The sequence below is a fragment of the Altererythrobacter sp. KTW20L genome (genome assembly GCF_023501975.1).
Classification (GTDB): domain Bacteria; phylum Pseudomonadota; class Alphaproteobacteria; order Sphingomonadales; family Sphingomonadaceae; genus Alteraurantiacibacter.
In genome coordinates, this window is the sequence record NZ_JAMFLH010000002.1 from 102,599 (window position 1) to 114,471 (window position 11,873).

At 66.5% G+C, this 11,873-nt stretch carries 10 protein-coding genes; 1 reads left to right on the forward strand and 9 read right to left on the reverse strand.

Going from position 1 to position 11,873, the window contains the following annotated elements; translation table 11 throughout:
* Window positions 1-38: 38 nt before the first annotated feature.
* The 3 genes from pheT to M3P36_RS02050 all read right to left on the reverse strand — a co-directional run bounded on the left by pheT (window position 39) and on the right by M3P36_RS02050 (window position 4,542).
* Window positions 39-2,423 (reverse strand): phenylalanine--tRNA ligase subunit beta, encoded by a 2,385-nt coding sequence (gene pheT / locus M3P36_RS02040; RefSeq protein ID WP_249699672.1) that lies wholly within the window; start codon window positions 2,421-2,423, stop codon window positions 39-41.
* Window positions 2,420-3,520 (reverse strand): phenylalanine--tRNA ligase subunit alpha, encoded by a 1,101-nt coding sequence (pheS, locus tag M3P36_RS02045; protein WP_249699681.1) that lies wholly within the window; start codon window positions 3,518-3,520, stop codon window positions 2,420-2,422. Before pheS ends, pheT begins: the two co-directional genes overlap by 4 nt.
* 101 nt (window positions 3,521-3,621) lie before the next feature.
* On the reverse strand, window positions 3,622-4,542 hold the full coding sequence (locus tag M3P36_RS02050; RefSeq protein ID WP_249699683.1) for a helix-turn-helix domain-containing protein: 921 nt from the start codon (window positions 4,540-4,542) through the stop codon (window positions 3,622-3,624).
* Window positions 4,543-4,809: 267 nt separating this feature from the next.
* Here M3P36_RS02050 and M3P36_RS02055 point away from each other — a divergent pair, with 267 nt between their 5' ends.
* Window positions 4,810-5,697 carry an SH3 domain-containing protein gene (locus tag M3P36_RS02055; protein ID WP_249699686.1) on the forward strand — a complete coding sequence of 296 codons (888 nt, stop codon included), beginning with the start codon at window positions 4,810-4,812 and terminating at the stop codon, window positions 5,695-5,697.
* Window positions 5,698-5,838: 141 nt separating this feature from the next.
* Here M3P36_RS02055 and rplT read toward each other — a convergent pair whose 3' ends face one another.
* The 6 genes from rplT to M3P36_RS02085 form a co-directional block, all read right to left on the reverse strand.
* A complete protein-coding gene (rplT, locus tag M3P36_RS02060) occupies window positions 5,839-6,198 on the reverse strand; it encodes a 50S ribosomal protein L20 (RefSeq protein ID WP_249699693.1) in 360 nt (119 codons plus the stop codon).
* Window positions 6,199-6,210: 12 nt separating this feature from the next.
* A complete protein-coding gene (rpmI, locus tag M3P36_RS02065) occupies window positions 6,211-6,414 on the reverse strand; it encodes a 50S ribosomal protein L35 (RefSeq protein WP_249699705.1) in 204 nt (67 codons plus the stop codon).
* A 159-nt stretch (window positions 6,415-6,573) separates the two neighbouring features.
* Window positions 6,574-9,507, reverse strand: coding sequence for a CHAT domain-containing tetratricopeptide repeat protein (locus M3P36_RS02070; RefSeq protein ID WP_249699713.1), 2,934 nt, complete (start codon window positions 9,505-9,507; stop codon window positions 6,574-6,576).
* A 103-nt stretch (window positions 9,508-9,610) separates the two neighbouring features.
* On the reverse strand, window positions 9,611-10,405 hold the full coding sequence (locus tag M3P36_RS02075) for an inositol monophosphatase family protein (RefSeq protein ID WP_283773297.1): 795 nt from the start codon (window positions 10,403-10,405) through the stop codon (window positions 9,611-9,613).
* A complete protein-coding gene (locus M3P36_RS02080; RefSeq protein ID WP_249699721.1) occupies window positions 10,402-10,830 on the reverse strand; it encodes a cupin domain-containing protein in 429 nt (142 codons plus the stop codon). The genes M3P36_RS02075 and M3P36_RS02080 overlap by 4 nt, the downstream gene beginning before the upstream one ends.
* Complete coding sequence (locus M3P36_RS02085; protein ID WP_249699724.1) at window positions 10,830-11,765, reverse strand: ribose-phosphate pyrophosphokinase; 936 nt, start codon at window positions 11,763-11,765, stop codon at window positions 10,830-10,832. The genes M3P36_RS02080 and M3P36_RS02085 overlap by 1 nt, the downstream gene beginning before the upstream one ends.
* Between the last annotated feature and the right edge of the window lie 108 nt (window positions 11,766-11,873).

Consider the following 11,873-nt stretch of genomic DNA (forward strand, 5'->3'; position numbering starts at 1 on the left):
AGGCCCACCCCTAACCCCTCCCGCAGGCGGGAGGGGGACTAACCCCGCAGTTCCCCGCCGAGTTTCGCCGCAGCCGCGACAACCTTGTCCGAGATCGCCTTCAGTTCCGCATCGGTGAAGCTTTTCTCGCCCGGCTGTAGCGTCACTTCCACCGCGAGCGACTTCTTGCCCTCCGGCACGCCTTGACCGGCGAACAGGTCGAACAGGCGGACATCAACGATGCTGGCCTTGTCCGCACCCTTGACCGCGCGCAGCAGGTCGGCGGCGGGGAGGTCGGCCGGCACCAGGAAAGCAAAATCGCGGCTGACTGCTTGGAGCGCCGCGGGTGCATAGGCGATTCGGGCAAAACCGGCGGCCTTGCGCTGCGGGATCGCGTCGAGAAACAGTTCCACCGCCATCACCGGCCCGTCGATATCGAACTCCGCCAGGGTTGCCGGATGGAGCGCGCCGAAGCGGGCCAGCACGATCTTGGGGCCGAGCCGCAGGGTGGCCGACTGGCCGGGGTGAAACTGGTCGCCTGCCTCCCCCATCACCATCAGGTTCCCGACCGGCGCGCCAGCTTCGGCCAGCAAGGCAAGGGCTTCGGCCTTGGCATCGAAGGCATGGAACATCGCCGCCTTGCCTGTGGACCAGCCGCGCGGGGTCTTTTCGCCCGCCAGCACCACGCCCAGCGTTGCCCGCTCGTCACTGCTGCCGTCGGCTGCGCGCAGGTAGCGGCGGCCGATCTCGAACAGGCGCAGGCCAGCCGCACCGCGATCGCGGTTGCGTTTGGCGGCGCTGAGCAGGCCGGGGATGAGCGAGGGGCGCATGGCCTTCATGTCCTCGCTGATCGGGTTGTCGAGCACCCAGAGGGGGCCTGATGCAAAGTGCTCGGCCTGGGAAACCGGGAGGAAGGACCAGGTCACCGCCTCGTTTAATCCGCGCCCGGCCGCCGCACGCCGCAAGCGCCGCTCCAGCACCTGCGCCGCAGTGGCCGTGGGCCGCGCCACGCCGACATTCCCGGTCAATGGAACGCTGGCCACATGGTTCAGCCCGTGGATGCGGACGACTTCCTCCACGATGTCAGCCGCGCCTTCGATGTCGTGGCGCCGCAGCGGAACAGTGACCTGCCAATCGTCAGAGACGGCGAAATCGAGCGCTATCAGGACGCGACGCTGTTCAGCCTCGCTCACGGCCACCCCGCCCAGCTTCTGCGTCAATTCGGGGTCGTATGACACCACCTTGGCCTTGGCTGGCGGGCTGCCTGCACGAACTACATGGCTCGCCTCGCCGCCGCAGATGCGCTGGATCAGGCTGGTCAGGCCGTCGAGCCCGCCCTCGAGCCAGGCCGGATCGACCCCGCGCTCGAACCGCGTCCGGGCATCGGTGGCAAGGCCCAGCTTGCGGCCGGTCACGCCGATGGTCTCGGGGTTGAAGTAGGCGATTTCGAGCAGCACGTCGGTCGTGCCCGGCTGGACGCTGGAATGCTCCCCGCCCATGATCCCGGCGATGTCGTGGACGCCATTGTCATCAGCGATCACGGTCATCGTGGAATCAAGGATGTAGGTCTTCTCGTTCAACGCTAGCACCTGCTCGCCATCGCGTGCGCGGCGGGCGGCGACTGGCCCGCTGAGCTTGGCGAGGTCATAGACGTGTGCCGGACGCCCGAAGGCGAGCATCATGTAATTGGTGATGTCCACCAGCGCGCTGATCGGCCGTTGCCCAGCCGCCTTGAGCCGCGCCTGCATCCAGTCGGGCGAAACGCCATTGGTCACGCCCTTGATCACCCGGCCATAGAACGCCGGGCAGCCCTCGGGATCGTCGGTGCGGATTTCGACGGGACAGGGGAAATTGCCCTCGATCCGGTCATCGCGCAGCGGCTTCAGCGTGCCCAGCCCAGCCGCCGCGAGATCGCGGGCAATGCCGTAGACGCCCATGCAATCGGGCCGGTTGGGGGTGATCGCCACATCGAACACCGGGCTGGTGCCGTGGTATTGGGCAAAGGGGGTGCCCACCGGCGCATCGGCGGGCAGTTCGATGATGCCTTCATGATCGTCACCCAGCTCCAGCTCGCGGGTCGAGCACATCATGCCGTTCGATTCCTGGCCGCGGATGGCGCTCTTCTTCAGCAACATGCCGTTGGCCGGGACCACCGCGCCGGCGGTGCCGAGCACGCCCTTCATGCCCGCGCGGGCATTTGGCGCTCCGCAGACCACCTGCAAGGGATCGCCCTCGCCGGTATCGACGGTCAGCACTTGCAGCTTGTCGGCATCGGGGTGGGGTTTGGCGGTCAGCACATGGGCCACGCGGAAGCCGGCCAGCCTGTCAGCCGGATCCTCGATCCCCTCCACTTCGAGGCCGATGGCGTTCAGCCTGGCCGAGATTTCCGCCACGCTTGTCTCTGTGTCGAGGAAATAGCGCAGCCATTCGAGCGAGAACTTCATGGCCGCGCTCCTACACCGGCGGAAAGCGTCGGCTGGTCGTAGGCCGAGAAGCCGTAATGCTGTAGCCACCGCACGTCGCCATCGAAGAAGGCGCGCAGGTCATCCATGCCGTACTTCAGCATGGCGAGGCGATCGACGCCCACGCCGAAAGCGAAGCCCTGCCATTCATCAGGGTCGAGGCCCGACATTTCGATCACCTTGCGGTTGACCATGCCGCTGCCCAGCAGCTCCATCCAGCCATGCCCCGGCGCATCGCCGCTGCCGCCCAGGACACGCCTGCCGTTCTCGATGGCAAAGCCCACGTCCACTTCCACGGACGGTTCGGTAAACGGGAAGTAGCTCGGGCGCAGGCGCAGCACGATATCGTCAGTTTCGAAGAAGGCCTTGAGGAAGGTTTCCAGCGTCCATTTCAGGTGGCCGAGGTGGATATCCTTGTCGATCACAAGCCCTTCGACCTGATGGAACATCGGCGTGTGGGTGGCGTCACTATCACTGCGATAGACCCGGCCCGGCGCGATGATGCGGATCGGCGCGCCTTCAGCCAGCATGGTGCGCACCTGCACCGGGCTGGTATGGGTCCGGAGCAGCATCCGCCCTCCCTTGGGGGCGGTGTCGGGGAAATAGAATGTATCATGCATCGCCCGCGCCGGATGGCTTTCGGGCATGTTGAGCGCGGTGAAATTGTACCAGTCGTCCTCGATCTCCGGCCCGGTGGCGACAGCAAAGCCGAGGTCGGCGAAGATTTCCGCCAGTTCGTCCATCACCTGGCTTACCGGATGGACCGTGCCGCACGGCGCATCGGGCGCGGGAAGGGTCAGGTCGGCCTTCTCGGTGGCAAGGCGGCGGGCAAGCTCGTCCGCCTCGAACGCGGCCTTCCGGTCTGCAAGGGCATCGGCCACAGCCTGACGCAAGGCCTGGATCGCAGGCGCCTTCTCCTGCCGTTCCTCCGGGCTCATGCCGCCCAGCGTCTTGAGCAGGCCGGACACGCTGCCTTGCTTGCCCAGCAGTTCAACGCGCAGGGTTTCCAGCGTGGCAAGGTCGGTGGCAGCGGTGATCCGCTGCAGCGCATCGGTGGTCATGGATTGGATATCGGACATCGGACTTCGGTTTTCCGCTCGGGCAGACAAAAGGACAGGCGCGCCTGTTAGCGGCCAAGCGCCCGCCACCCAAGTGCTAATCGCTGCAAGTTCCTGGTCGGCTAGCCTTGCCCGTGCGCCCCATAGCGAAGCACGGTGGGCATGTCGGTTTGCGGTGCGGCACCCTGGTCGGCCATGCGCTGGGCCATGATCCGGTCGAGGATGGGATGCGGGGTCTCGGCATATTCGGTGGGAGTCATACCCATGAAACTGCGGAAGTCGCGGACGAAATGGGCATGGTCATAGTACTGCACGTCGAGCGCAGTGGTCCATTTGTGGGGTGCCTTGGCATCCGGACCGGCGAGCATGAACCGCGCCAGGCTGCGCAGGAACCGCTGACGCCGCAGCAGCAGCTTGGGGGGAAAGCCGAAATAACGCGAGCACAGCCGCTCAAGCGACCGACGACCGATATCGAGACCAAGCGCCAGTTGTTCGACATCTGCAATCTCGGGGTCACGCAGCGCTTCCTGCAGTGGCAGCACACGCTCTGGCAGCGGCGGAGCCCGGCAATCAAGCTCGAGCAATCGGGCATTTATCCGCCCCGCTGTCTCGTCGGCATCCCCTCCAGCGCGTTCGATCTCCCGCAAAACGGTCAGGAACGGTGCAAAGCCGGGCAAACTGGCGGCGTCGAAGATCCCGTCGGCGAGCGTACTGGCCGGTGTCTCGACATATCGCGCCCAGCCAGCCGGTTGCAGCCCCAGCCCCCATATGCGCGAACGGTGCAGGGCAAACTTTATCGCCCGGCTGGTCGGCCCGCTGAGCACAAACTGCGAAGTAGAACCAAGCTCGTCCGGCGTGATCGCCGCCATCGGCGACTTGCCGTACTGAATAAAGCGCATGGCGGCCCATTCGGGATGCAGCAGGTCATGAATCATCGCCGCATCGCCGCAATCGATCTCGAACAGATAGAGTGCCGTAAAGTAGGGTTGCAGTTCCTCCGACAGGCGGAAAAAGCGCACATCTATGGCGAATTGTCCCGTCATCGGATGCGACCAGCCCCCTGCACGTTCGTCCCTCCCTTGTTGGATCGGACGTAACGCGATTACGCGCGAAAGTAACACTTGGTTCCCGATTGCGCGAAATGTTGCGCGGATTCCATGACAATCGCGAGCAGAAAATGACAAGGCCGGTTAGGTGCTTCCCGGCATCTTGCCTCTTCCCCTCCAGCGGTCGCTTATCGGCTCCAGCAGGCGCGCAGTCAGCGCCTGAAGCGGCTGAAAGCCTGCTGCAAGCGATTGAAAGGGGGAACCATGTACAGGAATCTCATAACATTGGCCCTGGCGGCAGGGTGCGCCAGCGCAGTGGCCAGCGTCCCGGCACTGGCCAACGACGTAGAGCTGGTGCGCTGCGAACAAAGCCTGGGCAGCGTGGCGCTGGTCGATGGCGCCGGAGCCGGTTGGCAGCAGTGGAACCTTGGCAGCCCGCGCGCCCTGCTGATGCGGCTGGCCAGCGAATCGGGCTGCTTCACGCCGCACGCCGGTGGCGCAGAACCCGCCCGGTTCCTGATGACCGCAGTGGCCGGGACCGAGGAAGAGGTGGACCAGGGTGTCAACCTTGCCACTACCGCCGCCACCGAGGCCCTGGTCCGCAGCGGAGCCGCTGCCAGCGTATTGCGCAGCGTGCCATTCGGCGGGTCGGCACTTGGCATGCTGGGCGGGCTTGGCGGCACGCGCCGCACCGTCGCCGCGGGCCTCACCGTGGTCAGCCCGGCCACTGGCCAGCCGATCGCGTCGGGCACCGGGACGGTCCGTTCGTCGAGCCTCAGCTTCCGGGGGTCCAGCGGCGGCTGGGCGCGCGGCGTGGCAGAGACGACCGGCTATGCCGACAGCCGCGATGGCCAGAAACTGACCGAAGCCTTCATCATCGCCTTCAATGAAGTGGTGGCGCAGAACGCAGCCTTGGCTGCCGCGCCGCAGCCGGGCGCGGCCATGGCGGCAGCTGACCCTGCAGCCGGTCCCTCTGCCGTAGCTGCAGTCGATACCGTGATGCGCGCAGCAGCCGCAGCCGATGCCGCCGAAGTCCGCAGCCTGCGCGCTGGCACTGAACTGGTGCCGACCGGCAACCGTGATGGCCTGTGGGTCGAGGCGGCCGACAACTTCGGCACCAAGGGCTGGGTCTCGGTCGAAGACCTGCGCTGACAGGACCATTCCCCCGGAGCCTGGCGGTGTCACGACCCTTCATCGCCCGGCTCCGGACAAGGGAAGGGCGCGGATGGCCCAAACCATCCGCGCCCTTTTTGATTCCCCTGGTCCGTTGCCGGACCACCTACGCAAGGCCGGTCAGGCCGGAAGCGCGTCCTTGGCCTGCTTGATGATCAGGCCGAAAGCTTCAGCCTGGTTCATCGCCAGGTCGGCCATGACCTTGCGGTCAAGCTCGATCCCGGCCAGCTTGGTGCCGTGCATGAACTGCGAATAGGTCAGGCCTTCGGCCCGGACTGCCGCATTGATGCGCTGGATCCACAGGGCGCGGAAGTTGCGCTTGTTGATCTTGCGGTCGCGATAGGCGTACTGGCCGGCCTTCTCGACCGCCTGGCGCGCAACGCGAATGGTGTTCTTGCGGCGGCCGCGATAGCCCTTGGCCTGTTCGAGTATCCGCTTGTGCTTGGCGCGCGTGGTGACGCCGCGTTTGATGCGTGACATGCCTTATACTCCTCAGCTCAGCCCGTAGGGCGCCCACAACTTGATCGTCCGTGCATCGGGCTCGGAGATCACCTTGGTGCCGCGGTTCTGGCGGATGTACTTGGCATTGTGGCTGATCAGGCGGTGGCGCTTTCCGGCGACACCATGCTTGACCTTGCCGTTGGCGGTGATCTTGAAGCGCTTCTTCACACCGCTCTTGGTCTTCAGCTTGGGCATTTTCGTCTCCTTCAAAAGGGACACGTCCAACCAGCCCTGGCAGCCCTTGTGGCCAGACCGGCAGATGAATCACGTGTCAGTGAAGCGCGGGCGTTTAGGCAGGAGTCGGAGAAAAGGCAAGGGGCTGGTGCAGAGCATGACCCCGGCCCCCGATTCCGCCTATCCTCCTACGAACACGAAGGGTGCCCAGATCGCCGGATGGGCCGCGCCGTCAACCGAAGCGTCGGCGATCAGCGCAAGCTTGGCCTGGCGCAGGGCCTCTGCCGGATCGAGACCCCGTGCAGCCCCTTCGGCCGTAGCCACGCTGAGCCGCGCCGCCACATCGTCGCGCACCCGCCAGTGCGAGGCGAGCAGGCTTTGAGCCCCAGCATAGAGAAAGGCCTGGGCCAAGCCGCCGAAAGCAGCATCGTCCATGCTGTTGCCCGAGGCCGAATTGCAGGCCGACAGCACCACCCAGCGCGCCGTCAGGTTCAGCGCGGCGATCTCGGACGTTGTCAGCAGGCCATCGCCCGCCTCCCCCGGCAACGGCGGCGAGAGGACCAGCGCGGCCTCCTCCAGCCCGTCGAGCTCCCCTGCCATCAGGCCGTGGGTGGCGAAGGTAATGATGTCGGCGGAGTCCAGGCCAAGCGAGCCAAGCGCCGCTTCGGTCGCCTCCGGCCCTGCCAGGATACGCGATTCCCCGGCGTCTACCGCTCTTGCCATGGCCGCCAGCTCGCCCGCCGCCAGTCCGAGCGGCCCGAGATCGGCAATGCGCCGTGCATTGTCCGGGCCACGAAAAGCCAGCGTCGTCGTCGCTGTCGGCAGGGCGGCATCGGGAAGTGCTGGCGCACCGACCCCGACAAAGCGGTCGTAGGACCGCTCCCACTGGCCCGCATCGCTCCGGCCTGCCCGCGCCGGATCGATCGGGTAGGCAAAGGCATGGCGTTCCAGCGCGAACCGTCCCGCCGCACCACTTTCCTTCAGAATCGAAAGCGGCAAGCGCGCCAGTTCGCCCCGCGCAATCACGTTGACCCGCGACTTGCTGTCCAGCACTGCTCGGATCGCGGGAGTGAAGAGCGCATCGTGCAGCACCTCGCTCGCCTCGCTGTCGAACGGAGCCAGGCCCGCCAGCCCGGCATCGAGATTGGTCCGCAGCCGGGTCACCAGTTCGCCGATTTCCAGGGTGCTCAGGCCCGCATCATCTGCCACCACGCCATCGGACGTGACCGCAAAGATGCGCGTCTGCACATCCGCTTCGACGATGAACAGCAAGGCGGCGTCGGCGCCCAGTCGCTGCTGCATCTCCGCCAGTCCGACCGGGCGCAAAAGCGGCGCGGCCAGGTCGCCCTGCCGAGCCAGTTCCTCCGACAGCTCACTGATCGAGGCTTCGATCGCGGCCATGGCCCCCTGGTCTCCGGCCAGGGCCGCCCGCTGGAACGAGGCAAGCGCCGCCTCGCGCCGCTCCAGCAAGTCCTGCCGCACCCGCAAGGCGGCCGCCACTGCCGGATCACCCGCCTCGTCGCGCTGGACTGCACGCAGCAATGAGCGTTCCGAAGCGCCGATGCCCTTGTACTGCGCCAGGTCGAAGGCAAGCGCACCATCGCCAAGGTCGCCGGCTGCCAGCATGGCCCAGCCGAGCGCCAGTTCGATATCCCCGTCGCGCCCTCCGCCGGCTCCTTCGCCTTCGACCTGCCCGCGCCAGGTGGCGAGCAGGTGGGGCACGGTTTCGTCGAGCAGGCGCCGCGCCAGCGCCGCGTCACCCGCGCGCGCCTCGGCGAGGGCGCGCAGGGCCTGCCCTTCCTGTGCAGCGCTGGAAAATTGTTCCGGCCGGTCGGCAAAGCCTTCGTCCAACTCGGCCAGCAGGGGCAGCGCCTCGGCCCAGCGGTTCACACGGCCAAGTTGCAGCGCCAGCATCTGCAAGTAGTATTGCCGGTCGTAGTGTCCCTGCGGCCGGTTGGCGCGGAAGAAATCGAGCACCGCGCGGTATTCGGCCAGCCCTTCGTCCACCCGGTCGAGCGAGATGAGGATACCAGCCAGCTTCAAGCGGGCCTCGAGGGTTTGCGGAGCGGTCGCCCCCTGGCTTTCGGTCAGCACACGGGCGGTATATTCGGCCAGCGGCAGGGTGTCCGCGGCCCGGTGCTGGGCCGTCAATGCGGCGATGAGGTTCAGCCGGGCCTCTGCCGCGGCGGGCGATTCGGGTCCGAATGCCTCCTCGCGGATGACAAGCGCACGGCGGGCCAGCCCTTCGCTCTCGGCCAGCTGGCCGCTGCGCAATAGCAGGTTGGAGCCGTTGAGCATGATCGTGGCGAGGCGCGGATGATCGGGCCCCATCAGCGGCCCGAACCGCACCAGCGCGGCACGCAAGACCTGCTCACCCTCGCTCCGCCGCCCGGCTTCGATCAGGGTATAGATGCGGTTGTTGGCATTGACCGCCAGGGCATCGTGCAATTCGGCATTGCCGGGATCGGCGGCGAGCAGCCGTTCGCCGATCTCCAGCGCCTCGTCCCCCAGTTCCAGCGCACGGTCGATGTTGCCCTGGCCGCGTTCGGACCAGGCAAGGTTGTTGAGGCCCGTCACCAGCGCCGGGGTGCCTTCGGGGGCATCCTCGCGCCACAGATCCACCGCCCGCCGCTGGTATTCCAGCGCCTCGTCATTGCGTCCGAGCGCCTGCATGACCACGGCCAGGTTGTTGGTGTTCTCGATATAGTCCTGCCGGTACTGCGGCCCGGCGGCGGCATAGATGTCGATCGCGGTACCCAGCAGGCCGGCCAGCGGCTCGATCTCCCCCATGATGAAGTAGGTGAAGGCCAGCTCGCCTTTCAGCTTTTCCAGTTCCGGGTGCGGATCGGGATAGATCGTGGCCGCATAGTCCACCACCGCGCCATAGGCAGCGCGATAGGCGCGTGGATCGACCATCTTGTCGATGGCGTTGGCTGCTTCGAGCAACCCGTCCAGCCGCTCCTGCTGCTGCGGATCGAGCTCGATTACCGGAAAGGCGCCGGCCTGTTCGGTGACGGCATCCTGGGCGAAGGCGGCAGGGGCACAAAATGCCCCAAGGCACATCGCCGATACCGCCAGCCCTCGCAGACGGACCTTGCGCAACCGATCACGCATCTTGGCAATCCTCCCCGCAGAATTCCCGCCCCGGCCTGGTGCGACCGGAGCAGTCTAGCGCGAAAGGCGGGACGTGCCAGACCCTATGAGGGCGGAGGTGGCCTCAGCCCTGCCCGCCCATGGCCTCCAGCACGTCCTCCAGCCGCGCCGGATCGCCCAGCGCCAGTACGTGGCCTTCCGATCCCGCATGGAGAGGGTCGCCGTTCCAGTCGCACATCAATCCGCCTGCGCCTTCGACCACGGGCACCAGGGCGGCAAAATCGTGCAGCTTGAGGCCCGCTTCGCAGACCACGTCGATATGGCCGCTCGCGAGGCAGGCGTAGTTGTAGCAGTCGCCGCCCATCACCATGCGCTTGTGATCGGTCTTGGCGGCGAGCGCCATGAACACCTCGCCTTCCTGCTGGCTGAAGTACTGCGGGCCGGTGGTCGCAACGGTGGCGCCAGCGAGTTCGCGGCATGAGCGGGTGGTGACCGGCTGGCCGTTGAACGTGGTGCCCTGCCCCGCCACGCCCAGCCAGCGTTCGCCCTGCACCGGCTGGTCGATCATGCCCAGCACCGGGAAACCATCGACCAGCAGCGCGATCAGCGTGCCGAAGGTGGCCCGCCCCGCCAGGAATGCCGTGGTGCCGTCGATCGGGTCGAGCACCCACTGGCGGCCGGAACGGCCTTCCTCCACGCCGAATTCCTCGCCATGGACACTGTCCTGCGGCACTTCGGCCTTGAGGATGCGGCGCATGGCTTCTTCGGCGCTGCGGTCGGCGATAGTTACAGGGGTGGCATCGCCTTTGGCTTCGCTTGCCAGGCCGCTGCGGAAGTGCGGCAGGATTTCCGCCCGCGCCGCATCGGCGAGGCGGTGGGCCAGCGCGATTTCGGCGGCCAGGCTAATCGCCCGGCTCATTCGTCTGCCGGTGCCGTTGCGGGAACAGACAGGGGGTCGCCTTCGTCATGCACCCGCACAATGATCGCGCGGATGCCCTGCGGTCCCGCCTTGGGCGTGTGGGGCAGCATCCGCGGGATCACGAAGGTCTCGCCCGCCACGATCTCGCGCGCCTCCATGCCCTCGATCTCGACCAGCGCGCTGCCTTCGGTGACGTAGAGATACTCTTCCCACAGATGGTAGTGCGCTTCGCCCACCGCATTGGGCGGCAGGTGGAGATCGGCCACGATCAGCTCGTGTCCGGGCGCGGCGTGGACTTCCTCGTTGAACACCGGGTTCGAGCCGAACGGCGGGGTGTAACCCTGGGGCTGAGCGATTGCCCCCGTGGCACATCCGGCCAGCACCAGGGCGAGCGGAAGGGCGAGCTGGTGAAAGGGCGCGCGCATCAGTCGAACAGGCTCGAAACCGAGCTTTCGTCGGCGATGCGGCGCACTGCCTCGCCTACCAGCGGGGCGATAGTCAGGACGCGGATCTTCGATGATTCCACCGTCGCCTCGGTCGGGCGGATAGTGTCGGTGATGACCAGTTCCTTCATGCAGCTTCCCTCGATCCGCGCAACGGCCCCGCCCGACAGCACGCCGTGGGTAATATAGGCCGTCACGCCTTTCGCGCCAGCTGCCAGCAGTGCCTCGGCAGCATTGCACAAGGTGCCGCCCGAATCGATGATATCGTCGATCATGATGCAGTTGCGGCCCTTCACGTCGCCGATGATGTTCATCACCTCGCTCTCGCCCGGACGCTCCCGGCGCTTGTCGACGATGGCCAGCGGGGCATTGTCGAGCCGCTTGGCCAGCGAGCGGGCGCGGACCACGCCGCCCACATCGGGCGACACGACCATCAGGTCGGTATCGCCATAACGCGCCTGGATATCTGCGGCCATGACCGGGGCTGCGAACAGGTTGTCGGTCGGGATATCAAAGAAGCCTTGGATCTGCCCGGCGTGGAGGTCCACGGCCAGCACCCTGTCTGCCCCCGCCTCGGTGATCAGGTTGGCCACCAGCTTGGCCGAGATCGGCGTGCGCGGGCCGGGTTTGCGATCCTGCCGGCCATAGCCGAAATAGGGCACCACGGCGGTGATCCGCTTGGCAGACGCGCGGCGCAGCGCATCGATGCAGATCAGCAGTTCCATCAGGTTGTCATTGGCCGGGAAGCTGGTGGACTGGACGATGAAGACGTCCTCGCCGCGCACGTTCTCGTGGATTTCGACGAACACTTCCTCGTCGGCAAAGCGGCGGACGCTGGCATCGGTCAGCGGCACTTCGAGATAGCCTGCGATTGCCCGTGCCAGCGGCAGGTTGGCGTTGCCGGACATGATCTTCATGGCTCTGGCCCTCTGGTTGCGCGCCAGAATCGTCGCAAGGACTTTTCGCCGCATGGATTGGTCGCCCCGCCTCTAAACCAGCGTCACATGATTGCAACCTGTGGCGAC